A 20,109-nucleotide genomic window follows, 5' to 3' on the forward strand; every position below is an offset into this window, starting at 1 on the left:
AAAATAGATTTTATCCCCATAACTCGTTATGATAAAAGAAAAAGAAAGCTGGCGGAAAATGGATAAAAAAATCGCGATTATTACAGGAGCATCAAGTGGATTCGGACTATTAACGACACTTGAACTAGCGAAAAAAGACTATATTGTCATTGCTACAATGCGAAACCTTGAAAAACAAGTAAACTTACTATCTCATGCTACTCAACTCAATTTGCAGAAAAACATAACTGTTCAAGAATTAGATGTAACCGATCAAAACTCAATACATAACTTTCAATTATATTTAAAAGAAATAAACAGAGTAGACCTTCTCATTAATAATGCAGGATATGCAAATGGAGGCTTTGTAGAAGAAATTCCAGTAGAGGAATACCGTAAACAATTTGAAACGAACCTTTTTGGTGCTATTTCAATCACTCAACTTGTTTTAACTTATATGAGAGAACAAAAAAATGGGAAAATCATTAATATAAGCAGCATTAGTGGTCAAGTTGGATTCCCTGGTCTATCCCCTTACGTTTCTTCAAAATATGCGTTAGAAGGCTGGAGTGAATCACTTCGTTTAGAAGTAAAACCGTTCGGAATAGATGTTGCTTTAATTGAACCTGGTTCTTATAACACAAATATTTGGGAAGTTAGTAAACAACTAGCTACAAACCAATCTGATACACCTTCTCCTTACAAAGAATATATGGATAAAATACAAAAACATATTAATAGCGGCAGTGATACATTTGGTAATCCGATAGATGTTGCTAATAAAATTGTAGAGATTGCTGAATCTAAGCGTACGAAATTACGATATCCGATTGGAAAAGGTGTAAAATTTATGATCTTTGCGAAGAAGATTCTTCCTTGGAGATTGTGGGAATACCTTGTTTTGAGAAGCTTTAAGAAAATGTAGTTTACTTTTTTGATAAACATTTTGAAAGAGGTGCTAATCAAATGTTAGGTTTACCGTTTGGGAAAGTGTATTTAGTTCCGTGGACTGAAGAATGGCAAATTGATTTTATGAAAGAGAAACAATTCATTGAAGAACAAATTGGCGAACATATTTTAGCGATACACCATATTGGTAGTACTTCTATTCCACATTTAAGTGCAAAGCCAATTATTGATATTGCAATCGAATTAGAAAATTATACGGACGGTTTAACATGTATAAACAAGTTAGAACTACTAAACTATAAATACAGAAAAGATGTACTGCCTGAACGATACTATTTTAATAAAGGAGAGCCAAGAACTCATCAAATTCATATGTATGAACAAGGAAACACATATTTAATAGAGCAATTACAATTCAGAGATTACTTAATTGACAACAAAACTTCTCGTATACAGTATGAACAGTTAAAGGTTCAACTTTCACAAGCTAATCCTAATGATAAACATCAATATGCAGAGGATAAAACAAATTTCGTTACATCCATTTTAGCTAAAATAAATGATAAATTTAAATAAGAAACCATTTACTACTAAATGGTTTCTTATTTATTAGTTAACTCTTAATTTGTACCATCAATAATAAAATCTGCAAATTCATGTGGCTTATGACTTTCTACATACATATCTTCAGCAACCATCCAATTGTTTTCCCACATATCACGTGCTGGTTCGCCATCTCTAGCAATCCCTCTTTTTATACGTGTTTCACGAGGACAATTCACCCATATTTTCAAATCATACATTTCCGCCAGCTCCTGACGTGTTGCATATACACCTTCTATAATAACAATTCCGATTGCAGGGACAGTATGAGTTTCTGCTAAAGAATCCGTTTCCCAATCGTAACGTTTATAACATCCTTCAATGCCATTACTAATCGGATCTAAAACTTCTTGTAAAAGGCGTTTCCAATCAAAATCTGCACCAATCGATTTATTCATAGGATGTTCATTTATAATTTGTGAGGATGGTAAATAAAAATCATCCATATGAACAATTGTTACAGTTGAAAACTTACTTTTTATTTTATTAGCTAACGTACTTTTTCCTGCGCCGCCACAACCATCAATACCTATTATTAGTAGTGATTGCTCTACAGACTTCACTCGAATTTGTTCTAATATTTTATTTAACCCCAAACTATTTCATCCCCTCGTTTTATATCTATAGACTTACTTTTACGCTGAAATCGGATCGAAGTAAAGTAGCAATGAAATCATAACTACAAATGCAAGTAAACCGATTGTTGAAAGGATGTATTCTTTCGATTCTCTATCTAATTTCCACTCCATCCATGCGCGTAACGTCCATAACGTTGCAAAAAAAATGAAAAAGGCATACCCTATGTTTGCATTTTCATCGCTATTAACATAAATCATACTACTTACAAAATAAATAATAAACAATACAATTTCCAATTTTACATGCAAGCTATTTACATACTTATATCCAAAGAAACCTCTCTTCTCCATATTCAACTTTCTTCTTAAAAACTGCTCTAAAAAATATCCGCCTATAGCAATTCCTATAATTATTATCCAAACAGAAGAATTCCACATGTTCAATCCCCTCCTATTACTACGTTGCATTATTTAAAATAAAGTGGATTACATGACAGTTATCCTTTTGTGAATAACTTACAATCCCTTCAGGGCATGTTGGCTTCGTTTTTAATTCTTCTATACTTTTCCATATTAATATAATATCCGCATGTTCTTTATGTCTTATTTCATTGGTAATTATCTCTTCAACAGTTCCCCAATGTAGCAATGTACAGTGATGTCCTTTTTCATTCTTCCACTCAAAAATATGCTCACTTACAATTGCTAACTTTTGAACATCAACTTTCAAATCATATTCTTCCATCAACTCCCGCATTATTGCTTCTTGTGCCATCTCGCCAAATTCAATAGAACATCCTGGAAAACGGTAAAATGCTTCATTCTCATCACATTGAACAAGCACTTTAGAATGATCTTCATTTAAAATCATTACTTCAGCACGTAATTTAGGATTTTTCATTTGTCTCCCCATTCATTCCACATATGATTAAATCCAATAGTTATAAAAGAAAAGATTAATCATAATTCCTGTTATTATTAATAATGGAACTGTTCCTAAAGAAATGACATATTCCCTCGATTCTTTATCATATTTCCACTCCATATATGATTGAAAGCAGTATAAAATTATTAAAAATAAAATGGGTAAATTACTAATATAAATAGGATTTAAAGTGGCACATATCATCGTTACAATTATATAAGAAATGATAAGAGCCCTAGTGCCCCATTTATGAGCGTTGTTTACATATTTACTATTCCAGTCAGTTTGTTTCGGTATATTTAATTTTTTTCTCACTACTTTTTCCAAAATAACTAATAATATGATCCATAATACTAATAAAATCCCTTTAACTAAAAGCAGTGATGTCTCCTCCTTTACCTTTTATCCGGTTGATCACTCGGATATGTAGCATTCTCTTTGTTTTCAACGTCCCAACTAATAATTGTCGCACTATCTCGTCCGAATTGATGATGAACGTGCTCTAATACATGATGAACACTTTCTTCAAGTTCTATATTATTTCTATTCATATCATTATACAGATTCAATGGTGTTTCATAATGACGTTCCCCGCATTCTAATACCCCATCTGTAACCATTACAATTCGATTCTTTCCAGCACGTAATTCACGAATTCCTGTTGAATAGCAAGGGACTGGTAAAGTAAAAGTGTTTACATTTCCAATCCATTCGTAAAAATGACGTTGATTTAATGCATATTGTCCTAACTTATGTAACTCTTCATGAAATACATAAATGAGGCAATCGCCAATAGACAACCACCATATATAATTTTCTTTTCTTACACATATTAAGCAAGCTGTTTCACCTTTAATGCTTTGGCACTTTTCCTTAAATGAAGAGGATTGAAAAATTGTAAGTATATGATTTTCAACAGATCGAAATACTGTATCAATCGATTCATTCATCATTACTTTTATATTTTCATATTCCTTTTGGATTGTATTTACTACTAAATCAACACTTTCCGCACTATTATGTCCATCTAAAATAGCTGCAAATTCCCAATCACCATTTGACCAAACTAACGCACCATCTTCATTCTTTTTTGCTCCAGCACTTATATTCCCGCCATATGCACCGAGTGCGATATCACCATATTGTTTTACTGAAACTTCGTCTAAACACATCTTCTTATTTCCAACCCATGAATATTGTCTATTATTTGTTGTATGCATATTCACTCACCATATACTTTCGTATTCTTTCGCATAGTTTTTTGATTTTCTCTGCGTCACCATATGGCGCACCAGTCCATTTCGCTACTTCAGTTGGTGACCAAAACTCTTTGGGTGTATTTGGATAACGCGGTATGATGTGCATATGCATATGTGGTACACCATTCCCTGAAACAAAAGTGTAAATATGTTCTGCACCTTCACTTTCTTTTAGCGCTTTACTTACTCTACTTGTTATAAGTCCGAACGCTTTTGCTTCTTCATCTGCTAGTTCGGCAAGGCCAGGTACATGTCTTTTTATATCTATCATTACATAACCAAGGTATGTTTCTTCACTATCCCAGTGGACATGTCCAACGTAAACGAGTTCATCTTCGTAAATAGCTCCACCTGGAACTGTAATATTTCCTCTATATTTTTCGCAAATAAAACAGTTTTGCTCTACTTGATTGTTTGTTGACATATCCATCACCATCCTTTTTATTTATAATATCATAAAAAAAGGAAAAACAGGATTTATATTCCGAAAATTCATTCTTTTAACGAAGCGATTTTTTAAATAAATTTACAACTCACTATTTCTTCAAAAACGCAATCACAATTACAATTCCAATCACAATTCCGATTACTAAATTATTAGTAAAGAACCCTTGAAACACACCAATTACAACCCCTATACCGACACCTATCGCCAATGCATCATTTCTTTTTTTATTTTTAGCCAAAATTGCATCGCCTCCCATCGTTTCTCCCTAAATAACATACACTTACTTGAATGTATTAATATATTCACTATCTCACTTGAATATTTCCCCAAAATATACTTTAACTTCATATATAACATTTTCCATTTTCTGTACATAATCCTTTTATCATAATAAAATTTCAAGTAACCACTAATTATACATAGGCATTTACTATAAGAAAGCTTTGTAATTTATTGAAGGAGGAAAGATTTAAATGCATCCTCACTGGAATCCAAATATAAATCAACAATATGTGTATTCCCCCCATCCCGTAAGAAATACACTGCATCATGATTCACAATATATGATGCAGCGTATCGCAAGTCTTGAAAGTCAATTAGCGAAATTAATCTCATTAATCGAAGAGAATAATCATTTAATTAAATCAATGGAACAACAACAAAACCATGTTTGTGCACCAGCTGGCGGTTCTGTTATCGTTCGTATGTAATTTTTTGAACAAAAAAACACACTTTGTATAATAAAGTGTGTTTTCCTTTTATCTTCTTTTTTGATGAAATCCTTGTGTAATACGGTCTAATATAATCGCAATGACAACAATAGCTAGTCCGGCTTCAAATCCCATTCCGATATTAACTTGTGTTACAGAGCGGTATACATCAACTCCAAGACCTGGTGCTCCTACAAGAGATGCTGTTACTACCATAGATAAAGAAAGCATAATGCTTTGGTTCACACCAGCCATGATCGTTCCAGTTGCAAGTGGTAATTGTACTTTAAATAATTTTTGTGATGCGGTAGAGCCAAACGCATTCGCTGCTTCAATTAAATCTTCTGGAACTTGTCTAATTCCTAAGTCAGTAAAACGAATTGTCGGTGGCATTGCAAAGATTACTGATGCGATAATCCCAGGTACAACACCTACTCCAAAAAATGTAATCGCAGGAATGAGATATACGAAAGCCGGCATTGTTTGCATAAAATCTAATGTCGGTTTTAAAAATTTTGAAAAACGTTCATTTTGAGAAGCTAAAATTCCGATTGGGATTCCTACAATAATTGAAATAATAACAGACGTAAGTACAAGTGCTAATGTTTGCATCGTCTGTGCCCAGTAGTTAATATTTAAAATAAATAATAAACCGATGAGTGTAAAAACAATTAAAGATACTTTTCTCGTTGTGTACCAAATGAGGAAACAAAGGATAATAATCATCAATATAGCTGGTATTATTGTTAAAAAATTAGTGAGTAAATCAACGAATCCACCGATAATATAAGAGAATCCTCGGAATAAGCCTTCAAAGTGCTCATATAAACTTGCAACAAATGAATCGACCCATTCCCCTAATGGAATACGTGGTATACTACTCATCGTCTTTCACCTCTTCCTCAATATTACCTGCAAGAGCTTGAATGACACTTTCGCGTTTAATAATTCCTCTTAGCCTTTTCTTCTCATCAATTACGGGTAACGGATATTTCATCTCCGCCATTTTTGCATATGTTTCTTCCAGTAAAGTATCTAAATACACATGCGGAATATCGTTAAGTAATAAATCAGCAATTGGCCATTGTTTTTGAACGGCTTTACTCGCATCATCCGCAGTTAATATACCTAAAAATTCATATTTTTTATTTACAACATATACAGTTGAAACACCTGCATTCCTCATAATTTGAAGTGCTACACGCGGTCCACGATCAATTAATAAAGTCTCTGGTCGTTTTAATATAGATTCCGCCGTAATTACTTTTCCTAAATTTACGTCCGCAACAAATTTCTCAACAAATTCATTGGCAGGGCTCATCATAATTTCTTCCGGCGTTCCAATTTGAACAATCTCTCCATCTTTCATTAACGCAATCCGATCACCAATTCGAAGCGCTTCATCTAAATCATGTGTAATAAATATAATTGTTTTCTCCATTTTATCTTGTAGCTCTAACAATTCATCTTGCATTTCTTTGCGAATCAGTGGATCTAAAGCACTAAATGACTCATCCATTAACAATACATCTGGATTATTTGTTAATGCCCTTGCAATTCCAACACGCTGCTGCATACCGCCACTAAGTTGACTAGGATAATTATCTTTATGATGATCAAGTCCTACTAACTGTAGCGATTCTAATGCTTTATTCTCCCGTTCCTCTACTTGAACTCCTTGTATCTCTAACCCGTACGCAACATTTTGTATCACTGTACGATGTGGAAATAAAGCGAACTTTTGAAACACCATACTCATCTTCGTTCTTCTCACTCTTCGCAACTCTTCTTTTCCCATCGTTGCGATATCTTCACCATCTATGTATATATGCCCTGCTGTTGGTTTAATTAATTGGTTTAACATCCGAACTAACGTAGATTTCCCACTACCAGACAAACCCATAATAACGAAAATCTCTCCAGTATATACTTCAAAGGTTGCCTTTTTTACACCAACGTTCATTCCTGTCTCTTTCAAAATTTCCGATTTGCTTTTTCCTTCTTTTAATAAAGACAGCGCTCTTTGCGGGTGTTTCCCAAATACTTTTGTTACGTTTTCAACACGCACCTTTGTATTATCCATGTCACTACTCCTTTTCTACCCATCTATTCATATAGTGTTGCGATTTTGCAAAGAAATATTACATAAAAATGACATTCATAAGATTTCTTTAAAATTCTCGTTTCCGTTCATAATAAGAATGCTTACTTATACATTTATTTAAAAAGGCAAACGTTTCTTAGGAGGGTTTCGATGAAAAAGAAAATATGGCTTATATGCCTTGCATTATTTATTACTATGATTTTCTCTTCATGTAATGCAACAAATGCAAATTCGAAAGGGAAAATTAAACTTGGTGTAACAAGTTGGAAAGAAAACATTGCAACGGCAAACATGTGGAAAGTTCTATTAGAACAAAAAGGCTACAAAGTTGAGCTCATGTATTTAGAAAAAGCTGCAATTTGGACTGGCGTTGCTCGCGGTGATGTGGATGCGAATTTAGAAGTATGGCTACCTGTTACGGATAAACCGCTAAATGCTCGTTATAAAGATGATATTGTCTTAAAATCAAAATGGTATGAAGGTACTGGACTTGGCCTTGTCGTCCCTTCTTATGTGAAAAACATAAACAGTATCGAAGATTTAAATGCTCATAAAGATGAACTAGATAATAAAATTGTCGGTATCGAACCCGGTAGTAGTCTTATGAATTTAACGAATAAAGCGATGAAGGAATATGATATAAAATTAAAACTTGTCCAATCCTCAGAAGCTGCGATGATGAGTGAACTAAAGAAAGCATATACGAAAAAGAAACCAATCGCTGTTACGCTTTGGAATCCACATTGGGGCTTTTCAGAATTTGACTTAAAATATTTAAAAGACCCTAAGAAAGTATATGGTGAAAAAGATGACATTTATTACTCTGTTCGTAAAGGTTTCGAAAAAGATCACCCGGATGTTATAAAATACTTTGATAAATGGAAAATGAATAATGAGCAGCTTGGTACATTAATGGTCATGTTAAATAAAACGAAAGACCCTGAAGAAGCGGCGCGCAAATGGATTGAAAAGAATCAAGCGCTAGTTGATGAATGGGTAAAAGATTAATAAAACAGGCTAGAGGATATGCTATTCCTCTAGCCTGTTTATCTTATTTTTTCGTAACAACATCATCTACAATCCCATATTCTTTCGCTTCTTCAGCAGTCATAAAATAATCTCTTTCTGTATCATGTGCTACTCTTTCAATTGATTGCCCCGTTTTTTCTGCAATCATTTTATTAATATCACGCTTTAACTTTAGTATTCTTTTCGCTGTTATTTCAATTTCTGTTGCCTGGCCTTGCGCACCACCAAGTGGCTGATGAATCATAATTTCACTGTTAGGGAGCGCAAACCGTTTTCCTTTTGCACCTGATAATAATAACAATGCACCAAATGATGCTGCAAATCCCATGCATAGCGTTTGTACATCTGGTTTAATGAGATTCATCGTATCTAATATGGCAAAACCCGCTGTTGTTGAACCACCTGGGCTATTGATGTATAAATATATATCTTTCTCTGCATCTTCCGCTTCTAAAAATAATAATTGAGCTACGACACTACTCGCTACTTGATCATTTATTTCTGAACCGATAATAATAATGCGATCTTTTAATAACCTTGAATATATATCATAGGAACGTTCTCCTAATTTCGTTTGTTCTACTACATATGGAATTGCATTCATTTTAAATCCCTCCAATAATTGTTATGCCGCACAAAGCATACAACTGTAGGAAGAAGGGTTTTTCGCATAAAACAATAAGACTGGCTGTATAGATGGTAACTTAGTAAAATCTATTGTCGGAAGGAGTTTCGTTAATAATTCTGGTCTCTCCTCACGAATAGACGTTACTACAACTTCAATATCATCTGTGAATTCGACAATCTCTATCCCTTCTTCGCTTACAGTTTTCAGCCTATTTCTACTCCGAAATAAAGAAGCTTTCACTGCACCTTCTGATACGGAACATACTTTAGCAATATCAGCTATACTATATTGAAACACATCTTTTAATAGTAAAATTGCGGATTGCTGTACATTTAATGACGATAATACTTTCCCTACCATTTCATGCAAATCTGCAATGTTCTCTTGTGGGGCATCAAAAATAATTTGTTCCTTTATTTTTTCATGAACTGATTTTGATTTCATCTGGTCTATCCAGCGATTTCTAGCTATTTTATATACAAGCGTCATACAAATATCTTTATTACTATATTTTTGAAGAACTTTACAAACTGTTTCTTGGGCAAGATCTTCGCCGTCCCATTTATTTTTCGTTAAAAATGTACAATACCTTTTCAATTCTCCATATTGCTCAATTAAAAAGTTTATATTTGAATGATTCATATCGATATGATTCTTTAAAATATGAGTTACTTTTGTGCACAAAATAACCACTCCTTTTCAGCGCTTACTTAATTAACGATTCAACAAATAAAAAAGTTACGGGCATATAAAAAAATTATGTTTATGTTCAATAATTCGCGGTCATAAATATGTTATGTACAATTTTACGTGAGGAGGAACAAATTTGCCAAAATTAACAATTGAAGGTGCGGGAACTTTTGATGTGAAAGAAGGAACAAAGTTAGTATTAGCGATTGAAGATAACGGTGTACATATTCTCCATCGTTGCGGTGGTAAAGCACGTTGCACTACTTGTAGAGTTGAAATTATAGCGGGTGATTTCTGTGAAGCGAGCACAAATGAAAAAAATGCGATTACAGAAAAAGGAATTGAAGATCACTTACGTTTATCATGCCAAATGCACGTACATAAAGATATAGTCATTCGTCCTATACTTACAGTAGAAAATTCAGGTCTTGATGCAGGCCCACGTCCAGCAGAATGATATGCTGAATTTCAAACAGCTCGCTGGTGAATATGCTGCTAACTTTGTAAAAGATGGGATGAAAGTTGGACTTGGTACAGGTTCTACTGTATATTGGGCGATACAAAAATTAGGTGAGCGTATAAAAGAAGGCTTATCATTTCAAGCTGTACCAACGTCAAAAGAAACGGAAGTATTAGCTAAACAACTAAACATCTCTCTAATTTCGTTAAACGACGTACAAAGTCTTGATCTTACAATTGATGGAGCGGATGAAATTGATGCTAATTTACAGCTTATAAAAGGTGGTGGTGGCGCATTACTTCGCGAGAAAATTGTTGCCACTTCCTCCAAAGAACTAATTATTATTGCTGATGAATCGAAACTTGTAACACATTTAGGTACTTTCCCATTACCTGTTGAAATTATACCTTTTTCATGGAAACAAACCGAAAGGAAAATTCAATCTTTAGGTTGTCAAACAACGTTACGTTTAAAAAATAATGAAACGTTTATTACCGATAACAATAACATGATTATTGATTGTATATTCCCTTATAACATAACTAATCCTACCAATTTACACACTCAATTAAAAATGATTACAGGTGTAGTTGAAACAGGGTTGTTTGTTAATATGACTAGTAAGGCGATTATTGGAACAAAAAACGGGATAAAGGAACTATAATGAAAGCTGACTCTTACAGTCAGCTTTTTATATTTTCTCTTAATGGCGTATCATTATGATATACTATGAAAACAAAAGCACACCACAATAGAAAGGGCTGAACAATTTGCACTCCAAACTCATAACAGAACTTACAGATTTAGAAACTGCCTTTCATATTCGAAAAGAAGTATTTGTAAAAGAACAAAATGTCCCTCTTGAAGATGAATTCGATACATTCGATGAAATCGGTGAGGAATGTAAACATATTTTAGTTTTTTATAACGAGCTTCCTGTAGGTACAGGTCGTATACGATTTGTTGACGGCGCAGGAAAATTAGAGCGAATTTGTATTTTAAAAGACTATCGTAAATATGGATTAGGTAAAGTCATCATTCAAACGTTAGAAGAAATTGCTCGTAATGAACAAGCTACAAAAGTGAAATTACACGGGCAAACACAAGCTGAAGGATTTTATAGGAAATTAGGCTATGAAACTTCTTCTGATATATTTATGGAAGATGGTATTCCGCACGTCCTTATGATGAAAGTATTATCATAATAAAAAGGGTAGTATATGAAACTACTTTATGTATTCATATACTACCCTTTTATATTAATAGAAAAGTGAATTCTCAAGATTTCTTTTTGCATCAAAGCCCATCATCTCTTAGTTCATACCTAGGTAAAGCTTACACTGTTTTCCATAATGATAAGGCATAAATCCAGTTTGGATCCCCATTTCCTTGATAGCTCTGGACTGCTTCATATACTTTTCCTTCGTGTAGAACTCTATCTCCCTTTTCATATGCTTTCTTTGCATCCCAATCTTCATATGAAGCGCTTTCAGTTTTTGTAGTAATTGTGAATATATCACTCTGTACAGATTCATTTCCAACTACATCAACAGCTTTCACTACATATTTATAAGTAGTATTAGAGAGTAAATTTTTATCCATATAAGAAGTCGTATTAGATGTTGCAATCTTTTTCATTGATCCTTCTGTTTCTCTATAAATATCATAACGGTCTACACCAATATTATCGTCAGATGGACTCCACATTAAATCTACACTTGATGCTGTCGTTCCCATACTATGTAATCCTTTTGGTTGTGTTGGTGCTTCTGTATCAGGAGCCTCAACTTTTGTTTTTACTGAAAGCGCTGCACTTTCTTTCGAGACATTTCCAGCTACGTCAATTGCTTTTACAGTATAAGAGTATTCTGTACTTGGTTGTAATTTTTTATCAATAAAATGAGTTCCTGGTACTGTATCAATCATCACTCCGTTACGGAAGATTTGATACCCTTTTACCCCTATATTATCCGTAGAAGCGTTCCACGTTAGTTCTATACTATTCGCTGTTACGTTTTGTGTCTGAATTCCATTTGGACTACTTGGAGCTTCTATATCTGGTTTCACATCATTGATAAGATTAACATCGATTACATTATAGAATGCATTTGCTGTATCAGCTACATCCCATACTGCTAAAATCACATGGTATCCACTTCTATCAGTAGGTACATTAATTTTGTGAGTTAAATGATTTGAGGCTGCAGAACCATCATGTTGTACAGTTCCAATTGGTTCAAAATCTGCTCTTGTGAGCGCTTTATTTGGATTCCATCCTTTTTTTGTAATATAGTAATGCCATTTGCTCGTTAAGTGCGGTGCTGTATACTTCCAAGTAAAAGAATTTTCCCCGCCTGTGATTGTATTTTTAAACCAACGATTTGCAGTTTGTTGATCTAAAATACCACCAAATTTTCCACCTGCAGAAGCGATTTGTCCATCAAGTGGGCCACCTTGCGGGAATCCTTTTGGTGCTTCTAAGCTTTGTGGTTCATACATAACACTTCCGCAGTTTACATTTAGTGCACCATAAGTTGGACTACATAAAGCAGATCGACTACCAGGCTTTTCAACAAAACCATGCGCGTATGCGTTTTGAGGAATAAGTGTCGTGCCAATAATTCCGGCTGTTAATGCAACAGCTCCTAGACTTTTTTTGTTCATTTTCATGTTTTGTAGTTGTTTTAAAAATCGATTATTCATGTTCCTGTCCCCTTCTTGTTATACTTCGTAGTGTAATGTGGGCTTTGATGTAAAAGAATAACAAGAGACAATCTTGTATCGATGTATGTGTTATTTATTCATACACCATAGTGAGAATATATTTCGTTTCTTGTGAAATATTTCACTTAATGAATATATCATGACATAGAAATCACTAAAATATGTGCAGAAGTTGTGCAGAAACTGTGAAAGCATTACTAACACGTAAAACTATCGCCTAAATTTATAATGCAGATATTTAACCTTTCAAAACAATCGATTCTTCGCTTCATATAACAGAAGAGTGCCTATATCCTTTCATATAGACACTCTTCTCATGTATAATTTTCTAATTATTACTGGCCTGCAAATGTAGTAATTTCATCAACAGCTTGCTTATATCCACCTGCTTTTTGGAAAGACTCCTTCAAATTCAAAGCTGCTTCTTTAAATGAAGGATTATTTAATACGATTTCTACACTTTCACGTAGTTGTTCCTCAGTTAATTCCTTCATAGACAACTTAATCCCAGCTCCGAGATTCTCCACTTGCTTTGCGATTACTGGTTGATCTGCACTTTGCGGAATTACAATGAGTGGAATCCCGTTATATAATCCTTCATGTGTACTGTTCATCCCGCCATGTGTAATAAATAACTTTGCATATGCGAGTAGTTTCGTTTGTGGTACATAGTTTTTCACAATGAAGTTTTTAGGAATATTACCTAAATCACTTATTTTCGTTTTATTACCAATAGACATCACAATTGTATGATCACTATTCTCGAACGCCTTCATACAAAGTTTATAAAAATCAAGCGCTTCATTGAAAACAGTACCTAATGAAATGTAAATCGGGCTTTTTTCTTCAAGTGTAGTAATATCAAACTCTTTATTTTTTACTTGTGTAGAGATGGATGGACCTACAAATTTAAATGTTTCATCAAACATATCTCCAAAAGGTTGGAATTCCTTTATTGTATACACAATAGTAAGTGCCGCTGGATTACAGAAAACTTCATACTGTGAGTTTATTTCAACACCATATTTTTCTGCAATTCCCTTCGTTAAGCTTTCAAAATCATTATGTATCTTATCCTGAACTTCCACGGGGATATTTTTAGACAAGTGGTCTAACATTTGTTCAAATGATTTTTCATCCTGTGCAAACGATGTACAGGAATTTATTGCTGGAAGCTTTAGAATTTGAGCAATTATATGTCCACAACCAAACATTGAATCATGAATGATGTAATCAAAATGTTCCCCTTCAATTTGTTCAAGAACATTTGGTATAATAACCTCTGCCGTATGTAAAAGACCATTTATTCTCTCTGATAAATAATTTCGACCACCAGAAAGAAAAGCTTTTAAAAACTTTTGCTCGTCAATTGTTCGTACAGTAGCACCCGTTCTCTCAATACGATCTCTAAAAGATTCAATTGAAAAATAAACTACCTCTTCCCCGCGTGAAACTAATTCTTCTACAACTTGCAACGTTGGATTTATATGTCCTTCTGATCCAGCATTAATGAATAAAACACGTGCCACTTTAAACACTCCTTAATTTAAATCTTGTCTATGTTGCCATTAGTATTATAGGTATTTTGTCTTATTCTTCTAAATGGACCTAGCAAGCCTAAACCCAAGGTCATCTATATGAAATGTAGGATGACTACGGCGACGACAAGTCGCACCGCAACCTCTAGCTGCTTCAGCCCAGCTACCGCCGCGGAAAATTCGGTATGATCCGTACACTTGTTCATCATATAAATCATAGCACCATTCCCAAACGTTTCCTAACATATCGTAAAGTCCCCATGCATTCGGTTCTTTTTTTCCGACCTCATGAATATATCCACTTGAATTTTCATTGTACCAAGCAATCTCTTTCAGTTCTCCATATATGTATCCCGTAGTTCCTGCCTTACACGCATATTGCCACTCTGCTTCAAAAGGTAATCGGTAGCCATTTGAATCTAAATTACAACTAACAATTAGACCATCTTCACTAATAGAATAATATTCTTTTAATCCCGCTTTTTTGGAAAGTAAATTACAAAATATAATGGCATCATTCCATGAAATATTTACAACTGGTTTATTACTATTTTCATTACCATTTAGTGCACGATTCATAATAGCATAATATAATTCCGCTGTTACAACATACTTTGCAAGAAGAAACGGTTTAACTTGAACTTGCCATTGTTTTTTTATTCGATCATCTCTTAATTCTACTTTTCCTGCTGGAATTTTCACCATATTAGAATCAACCGGGCCAATGAATCTATTCAATCCTATCCCCCCATGTTACTTCTTTTTATAGTCTAACTATCTATGGTATCGTACTTCTCTAAAAATAGTCTTACTTCATTTGAAGATTTTAAAATAATAACCTCTTTTTCCTTACTCAATTGATTTAGCCTTTTTAAAATTGAGGGTCGTTTCGTTTTAGGATATTGCCATATCCATTTGAAAAATTGCAAATCAAACCTTTCTTCACATCCAGCCCCCATATCCGGTCTTGTTTTATTCCGATATTGTACAACCCTTTTAAAAGCACGATAAACACATATTGTTCTATGAATATCAAGGAAGATAATTGTATCAGCTGCATTAATTCTTATGTCCATTGTTCCGCCATAATTCCCATCAATAATCCAATTTTCCCCTTTAACTAATTCATTTTGAACCGTTCTTTGCTCCTCTTTCGGTACACCTTCCCAATTCGGTTTCCAAAATAACGCATCAAGATGATGTACTTTAATATTTAATTTATTCCCTAACTGTTTTGCTAATGTAGATTTTCCTGAACCACCAGAACCTATTAATATTATTCTTTTCATAAATACCCCTTCTTACATCTTTTATTTCTTCCGTAACATAAACTCACAAAACATTCCAATCCCAACACCAATTGTATAAGCAACTAAATCACTCCACAAAAATCCGTAACCTAATACGAGTCCACCTAAGGTTGTTGCACGAATGCTATCTATCCATTCGGCATGGTACAATTGGCTCAATTCAATCCCATAACAAAACAGCAAGCTTATAAAAGCCAATTTCTTCGTGTCCATTTTAGGAAATAAAAATCCGAATCCAGTAAAAATCATACATGCCCATAAAGCATCTCCTAAGTAGTCATTTAATAGATGAGGTAACGTAAATACAAATTTTCTGGAACATAGACTTAAAATAATTACAACTATAGTAAACAATGCATATAATAATCTATTTCTTTTCATATTCATCTCAATATCCCCTAATATGTAATTTAAAACTGTAAATAGCTAGTAAAATATAATTATTTTACTAGCTATTTTTTAATGGCTTTCATAATAAGAAAATGTGGGTTTGTATTTAGATAATGATATGATTTTTCGTTTACTTCTCTCATTTTTTCAACTGGCCTCGGTTCCTCCATTTTATCTAACACAAAATAATTTGTTGTTTCATTAATTATATCTTGGAGTGATCTTCTAAAAAAGCTAACTTCTATTGTAATATTTGGTTTAGTCCACGTATCTACTAATAATTGTTTTTCGAAATAATTTTCACTAGTAAACTTCGTAAAATCCATAAAAGGATGATGAATGGAGTATATAAATTCGCCACCTGGCTTCAATACTCGATGAAACTCCTGAAATACTTTATTCCAATTTTCTAAGTAATGAAGCGTTAACGAACTTACAATAACATCAAAAGTATTATCTTCAAATGGTAATACTTCTTGCAAATCATGACAAAGAAACGTTGCTTTATTACTTGTACTTTCCTTTGCAGCTTTTACCATTTCAGAACTTACGTCAATTGCAGTAACATTTGCTCCCCTTTCTACAAATTGAGTAGTATACCACCCAGCTGCACATCCAGCATCTAATATACTCTTCCCTTCTAAATTCTTTGGAATCATCTCCATCATCGCTGGTCTTTCGTAATAGCTGTTATATGGATTTGCGACATCTAGATTTTCTTTATATGTACTCGCTAATTTATCATATGTACTTTTGATTGTGTCTTTCAAATCATCCACCCCTTATACATACTAATCTAATAACTCTTGCTGCTTTTTCTTTGAAAATGATTGTAGAACTAAATTATATGACCAATCAATCATCTTATTAATTTGCTCTTGCTCTACACCTTTATGTATATACACTGTATTCCAATGTTTTTTATTCATATGATACCCCGGAGTGATTGCTTCTAGATACTCTTCTCTTAATCTTAGTGCAAGTTCTGGATCACATTTTAATGTAATCGCAGCTTTTTCTCCTTCTTCATGGTTTATTATCGCAAATATTTTATTATTAAGCCTCATACATGTTGCATTCCAACCATCAGGAGAATCTTCAGTCGCTTTTCTTTTTGATAAACAATATGTTCTAGTTGCATCCATTCTAATTGACACCTCTTATTCTTTCACGATTTGATTACGGTGCATTACAATTTGTTTCGTCGCATGAAATTGCTGCTCACCATAAAACTTTATTAATTTCTCTCCGCAAAATAGACTAACAATATGAACATGAGATATTTCTTGAAGTAATATTGTTAGCATTTTCTCTCCAATGCCTTTATTTCTTACACTTTCATGTACAACAACATCTTCTATGTACGCTCGAAAAACACCATCAGAAACAACCCTGGCAAATCCGATTAATTCATTTTCTTCCCATACCCCAATCGCTATACTATTCTTTAACATTTTTTGAATATCGATTTCTTTTCTTTCTGGCCACCAACCGACAGAGTCATAAAGTTTTCTTATTTTTTCTACGTAGATTGGTTGTTCATGTTGCAATTTATACGTGTACATTTTCTTTCCCCTATCAAATTGCTCATTATATTTATTTTGTCTTACCTTACTTCAATATAAAACTATAGAATCCAACCTATTATAAAAAACCTTTATAAAATTAATTTATAATACCGATTTTACAATTGCAATATAAACATTCCCTCTCTCATCCTTTCCTATTTCTTCTATATTAAAAATAGCACATAATATATGAAGTTGACTAATGATAAAAGCCGCCCAATAGGACGGCTTTTATCATTAGTCAACTTCATACCACCAACCTTTTCGATCAAGCCAACCTTTCATACCGTTTAATTGCGCATCACTAGTTGGATCCGAAATAAAATACGTTAAGCCATCCGATTGTAAAATGAAGGTAGCAGTCATTTTAACTGATGTTAAAGCTTTCATAGCTTCAGGAGCCTCATATGGTGAGAAAGCACCTGATTGAATGATGTTTTGTTTAGAAACTTGTGCTTGTACATTCTCTTGTTTTGGTACTGATTCAGTAAACCAGGAAAGTGGTTTATTTCCTATTAATTGATTTAAATCACATTTGCCGATACCTGGTACATTACCTGTCTCAGTGTATTGCCAAATATCACAAGGATATGCTGGTTTATTACCGCCATACCTAGGAATCCATAAAAAATCACTTTTTACGTTCGCCATACCGAAAGGCTCATATACATGATGCCCAACATATAAGCCAACTTTCTTAGCACCTAATCGGCGTAACTCGTCGATAAAAGCTTGTGTACCAGCTCTCATATCATCCATTGTTTTCACTTCTACATCAGCAGCCCAAACTGTAGCACTCTTATCACCGCGATTCCAAAAATCTTGCGCTTCCTTCTTCGCATCAGCAATTGAAATAAAGCGACAGAATCCATAGTTACCAAATGGAATATTTCTAGTTTTCATTGCTTGGACATAATTTTTATATAAAGGATCTACATAATTTGATCCATCTTGTACCCTAGCGATTACGAAATCTAGTTGTGGAGCGGCTACATCCCAGTTAATGTTACCGTTCCATTTTGAAATATCTACAATGTAACCCATTGCTAAACACCTCCTTTATTAGTATTATATTCAGAGCTCGTCTTATTGCTCTTCCTCTCCTAAAAATTCAATAGTATTTGCTAGTACATATAGTAAATACGACAAGTGTCTTCTACAAAGACAGTAACTTATTTCCATTAAAAAAGAAAATCATAGCTATACGAATCGTACTATTTGTCCCCATAATTACATCAGCTTGAGTAGTTGCTTTAAAATTAAAATAGCATCACCTTGTTTGGTGATGCTTTTAAAATCAATTTTTCTTCTAGAGCACGAATACTATTACTATAACCGCTTCTCTAAAAAGTGTTGACTATGTCCTTTAGGATGATCTTCAACAACACCATATTCTCGGTAGCCGTGCTTTTTATAAAAATCGGGTGCTTGAAAACTAAATGAATCTAATAATATTAATCTACACCCTTTTTCCTTCGCGATGTCTTCGATTTTATGTAACAGTTGACTGCCATAACCATCATGACGAACTGTTTCATCAACCCATAAAAAATCTATATGAAGATGATAAAAATACATCGTTCCTGTTACCCCACCAAATATTTTTCCATCCTCATCTTTTACTACGAAACTTACTTGCTCCATCGGCTGTTTTGCTTCATCTTTTAAAATCGACATGTTATATTGAATTACTTTATTTTTTATGTATTCTCCTTCAGTTCGAGTACCACTTTCTATATGTTTCATATATTTCTTCCTTTCAACTTAGTAAGCTACCTTTAATTTTTACTTTTCCTTTTTATAATACTAATATATACGAATCCACCATAAGTAACAAAGCACGAAAAACCAATTATCCCTGGTACAGATACATAGCCTATTCTCATATAACTTATAACAGCAAAACTAACGATAGACAATAAAATAGATGGCCAAAATATAAGTGCTGTTTTTCTTCGTCTCTGTTTCGATGTACTTGCTTTCTCTTCAGAAACACGTGTGCCAAAAAGCAATACAATACAAATGAGGATTGCTGCAAAGTAAATCGTATCCAATGACAGATTATGATCATAAATCGCGATTCCAACTTCAATAGCGATAATTGTTAAAATTAATATGATAATTGTTGAAGTTTTTAAGTTTCTTTTCAATCGCTCACCCCTAGCATGCCTTCACTATACTTTTTGTATATATTCATACCTTTTTTTATATAGTTTTATCATCTTCTCAAAATTCGATATAGAATATAAAAAAACCT

Annotated in this window: 29 protein-coding genes; 7 read left to right on the forward strand and 22 right to left on the reverse strand. The window is 33.5% G+C overall.

The window, feature by feature from the left end; translation table 11 throughout:
• Positions 1–58 precede the first annotated feature (58 nt).
• Positions 59–904, forward strand: a complete 846-nt coding sequence (locus FS802_RS10455) for an oxidoreductase (RefSeq protein ID WP_218012315.1) — start codon at positions 59–61, stop codon at positions 902–904.
• Positions 905–945: 41 nt separating this feature from the next.
• Positions 946–1,464: a GrpB family protein gene (locus tag FS802_RS10460; RefSeq protein ID WP_098654287.1), complete on the forward strand. Its 519-nt coding sequence runs from the start codon at positions 946–948 to the stop codon at positions 1,462–1,464.
• 44 nt (positions 1,465–1,508) lie between these two features.
• Here the strand turns inward: FS802_RS10460 and FS802_RS10465 are convergent, their stop codons facing one another.
• The 7 genes from FS802_RS10465 to FS802_RS10495 form a co-directional block, all read right to left on the reverse strand.
• Complete coding sequence (locus tag FS802_RS10465; RefSeq protein ID WP_098654286.1) at positions 1,509–2,087, reverse strand: uridine kinase family protein; 579 nt, start codon at positions 2,085–2,087, stop codon at positions 1,509–1,511.
• A 39-nt stretch (positions 2,088–2,126) separates the two neighbouring features.
• Positions 2,127–2,507, reverse strand: a complete 381-nt coding sequence (locus FS802_RS10470) for a DUF4181 domain-containing protein (RefSeq protein WP_098654285.1) — start codon at positions 2,505–2,507, stop codon at positions 2,127–2,129.
• A 19-nt stretch (positions 2,508–2,526) separates the two neighbouring features.
• The gene (locus FS802_RS10475) at positions 2,527–2,970 is read right to left on the reverse strand and encodes an NUDIX domain-containing protein (protein WP_098654284.1); all 444 of its coding nucleotides are present in this window, start codon (positions 2,968–2,970) and stop codon (positions 2,527–2,529) included.
• Between the two features lie 27 nt (positions 2,971–2,997).
• Positions 2,998–3,321: a DUF4181 domain-containing protein gene (locus tag FS802_RS10480; protein WP_071742437.1), complete on the reverse strand. Its 324-nt coding sequence runs from the start codon at positions 3,319–3,321 to the stop codon at positions 2,998–3,000.
• Between the two features lie 68 nt (positions 3,322–3,389).
• The gene (locus tag FS802_RS10485; RefSeq protein ID WP_098654283.1) at positions 3,390–4,214 is read right to left on the reverse strand and encodes a PP2C family serine/threonine-protein phosphatase; all 825 of its coding nucleotides are present in this window, start codon (positions 4,212–4,214) and stop codon (positions 3,390–3,392) included.
• The gene (locus FS802_RS10490) at positions 4,198–4,689 is read right to left on the reverse strand and encodes an HIT family protein (RefSeq protein WP_255291334.1); all 492 of its coding nucleotides are present in this window, start codon (positions 4,687–4,689) and stop codon (positions 4,198–4,200) included. The genes FS802_RS10485 and FS802_RS10490 overlap by 17 nt, the downstream gene beginning before the upstream one ends.
• A gap of 100 nt (positions 4,690–4,789) precedes the next feature.
• A complete protein-coding gene (locus FS802_RS10495; RefSeq protein ID WP_098654281.1) occupies positions 4,790–4,957 on the reverse strand; it encodes a glycine zipper domain-containing protein in 168 nt (55 codons plus the stop codon).
• 217 nt (positions 4,958–5,174) lie between these two features.
• Between FS802_RS10495 and FS802_RS10500 the strand changes: the two genes are divergently transcribed.
• A complete protein-coding gene (locus FS802_RS10500; RefSeq protein ID WP_141545961.1) occupies positions 5,175–5,411 on the forward strand; it encodes a hypothetical protein in 237 nt (78 codons plus the stop codon).
• Positions 5,412–5,459: 48 nt separating this feature from the next.
• Here FS802_RS10500 and FS802_RS10505 read toward each other — a convergent pair whose 3' ends face one another.
• Both FS802_RS10505 and FS802_RS10510 read right to left on the reverse strand, forming a co-directional pair.
• Positions 5,460–6,296: an ABC transporter permease gene (locus FS802_RS10505; protein WP_098654279.1), complete on the reverse strand. Its 837-nt coding sequence runs from the start codon at positions 6,294–6,296 to the stop codon at positions 5,460–5,462.
• Positions 6,289–7,494, reverse strand: a complete 1,206-nt coding sequence (locus FS802_RS10510; protein WP_000370615.1) for a quaternary amine ABC transporter ATP-binding protein — start codon at positions 7,492–7,494, stop codon at positions 6,289–6,291. Before FS802_RS10510 ends, FS802_RS10505 begins: the two co-directional genes overlap by 8 nt.
• A 171-nt stretch (positions 7,495–7,665) precedes the next feature.
• Here FS802_RS10510 and FS802_RS10515 point away from each other — a divergent pair, with 171 nt between their 5' ends.
• Complete coding sequence (locus tag FS802_RS10515; protein ID WP_098654278.1) at positions 7,666–8,523, forward strand: glycine betaine ABC transporter substrate-binding protein; 858 nt, start codon at positions 7,666–7,668, stop codon at positions 8,521–8,523.
• Between the two features lie 43 nt (positions 8,524–8,566).
• Here FS802_RS10515 and clpP read toward each other — a convergent pair whose 3' ends face one another.
• Both clpP and FS802_RS10525 read right to left on the reverse strand, forming a co-directional pair.
• Positions 8,567–9,148, reverse strand: coding sequence for an ATP-dependent Clp endopeptidase proteolytic subunit ClpP (gene clpP, locus FS802_RS10520; RefSeq protein ID WP_000991621.1), 582 nt, complete (start codon positions 9,146–9,148; stop codon positions 8,567–8,569).
• Positions 9,149–9,169: 21 nt separating this feature from the next.
• Positions 9,170–9,856 (reverse strand): RNA polymerase subunit sigma-70, encoded by a 687-nt coding sequence (locus FS802_RS10525; protein WP_000337485.1) that lies wholly within the window; start codon positions 9,854–9,856, stop codon positions 9,170–9,172.
• 142 nt (positions 9,857–9,998) lie between these two features.
• On the opposite strand from FS802_RS10525, the gene FS802_RS10530 reads away from it, so the two are divergent.
• The 3 genes from FS802_RS10530 (at position 9,999) to FS802_RS10540 (ending at position 11,527) form a co-directional block, all read left to right on the forward strand.
• Positions 9,999–10,319, forward strand: coding sequence for a 2Fe-2S iron-sulfur cluster-binding protein (locus tag FS802_RS10530; protein ID WP_001125372.1), 321 nt, complete (start codon positions 9,999–10,001; stop codon positions 10,317–10,319).
• 4 nt (positions 10,320–10,323) lie between these two features.
• Positions 10,324–10,986 carry a ribose 5-phosphate isomerase A gene (gene rpiA, locus FS802_RS10535; protein ID WP_033657767.1) on the forward strand — a complete coding sequence of 221 codons (663 nt, stop codon included), beginning with the start codon at positions 10,324–10,326 and terminating at the stop codon, positions 10,984–10,986.
• Between the two features lie 106 nt (positions 10,987–11,092).
• Entirely contained in the window at positions 11,093–11,527 is a 435-nt protein-coding gene (locus tag FS802_RS10540; RefSeq protein ID WP_098654277.1) for a GNAT family N-acetyltransferase, read from the forward strand.
• Between the two features lie 130 nt (positions 11,528–11,657).
• Here the strand turns inward: FS802_RS10540 and FS802_RS10545 are convergent, their stop codons facing one another.
• The 11 genes from FS802_RS10545 to FS802_RS10600 all read right to left on the reverse strand — a co-directional run bounded on the left by FS802_RS10545 (position 11,658) and on the right by FS802_RS10600 (position 20,002).
• Positions 11,658–13,025, reverse strand: coding sequence for a lytic polysaccharide monooxygenase (locus FS802_RS10545; RefSeq protein ID WP_098654276.1), 1,368 nt, complete (start codon positions 13,023–13,025; stop codon positions 11,658–11,660).
• Positions 13,026–13,381: 356 nt separating this feature from the next.
• A complete protein-coding gene (locus FS802_RS10550) occupies positions 13,382–14,575 on the reverse strand; it encodes a macrolide family glycosyltransferase (RefSeq protein ID WP_098654275.1) in 1,194 nt (397 codons plus the stop codon).
• A 69-nt stretch (positions 14,576–14,644) separates the two neighbouring features.
• A complete protein-coding gene (locus FS802_RS10555; RefSeq protein WP_001078763.1) occupies positions 14,645–15,322 on the reverse strand; it encodes a formylglycine-generating enzyme family protein in 678 nt (225 codons plus the stop codon).
• Between the two features lie 32 nt (positions 15,323–15,354).
• Positions 15,355–15,873: a DNA topology modulation protein gene (locus tag FS802_RS10560; protein ID WP_000821261.1), complete on the reverse strand. Its 519-nt coding sequence runs from the start codon at positions 15,871–15,873 to the stop codon at positions 15,355–15,357.
• Positions 15,874–15,894: 21 nt separating this feature from the next.
• Positions 15,895–16,281, reverse strand: coding sequence for a ribosomal maturation YjgA family protein (locus FS802_RS10565; protein WP_098654274.1), 387 nt, complete (start codon positions 16,279–16,281; stop codon positions 15,895–15,897).
• 65 nt (positions 16,282–16,346) lie between these two features.
• Complete coding sequence (locus tag FS802_RS10570) at positions 16,347–17,054, reverse strand: class I SAM-dependent methyltransferase (protein WP_098654273.1); 708 nt, start codon at positions 17,052–17,054, stop codon at positions 16,347–16,349.
• 21 nt (positions 17,055–17,075) lie between these two features.
• On the reverse strand, positions 17,076–17,429 hold the full coding sequence (locus tag FS802_RS10575) for an MmcQ/YjbR family DNA-binding protein (protein ID WP_000340184.1): 354 nt from the start codon (positions 17,427–17,429) through the stop codon (positions 17,076–17,078).
• 15 nt (positions 17,430–17,444) lie between these two features.
• The gene (locus FS802_RS10580; protein ID WP_000288959.1) at positions 17,445–17,849 is read right to left on the reverse strand and encodes a GNAT family N-acetyltransferase; all 405 of its coding nucleotides are present in this window, start codon (positions 17,847–17,849) and stop codon (positions 17,445–17,447) included.
• A gap of 240 nt (positions 17,850–18,089) precedes the next feature.
• Positions 18,090–18,896 carry a GH25 family lysozyme gene (locus tag FS802_RS10585; RefSeq protein WP_098654272.1) on the reverse strand — a complete coding sequence of 269 codons (807 nt, stop codon included), beginning with the start codon at positions 18,894–18,896 and terminating at the stop codon, positions 18,090–18,092.
• Between the two features lie 285 nt (positions 18,897–19,181).
• On the reverse strand, positions 19,182–19,598 hold the full coding sequence (locus FS802_RS10595) for a GNAT family N-acetyltransferase (protein ID WP_098654271.1): 417 nt from the start codon (positions 19,596–19,598) through the stop codon (positions 19,182–19,184).
• Positions 19,599–19,630: 32 nt separating this feature from the next.
• On the reverse strand, positions 19,631–20,002 hold the full coding sequence (locus tag FS802_RS10600; RefSeq protein WP_098654270.1) for a hypothetical protein: 372 nt from the start codon (positions 20,000–20,002) through the stop codon (positions 19,631–19,633).
• Between the last annotated feature and the right edge of the window lie 107 nt (positions 20,003–20,109).

Origin of the sequence: Bacillus sp. DE0042 (assembly GCF_007680225.1) — a bacterium.
GTDB classification, from domain to species: Bacteria; Bacillota; Bacilli; order Bacillales; family Bacillaceae_G; genus Bacillus_A; species Bacillus_A wiedmannii.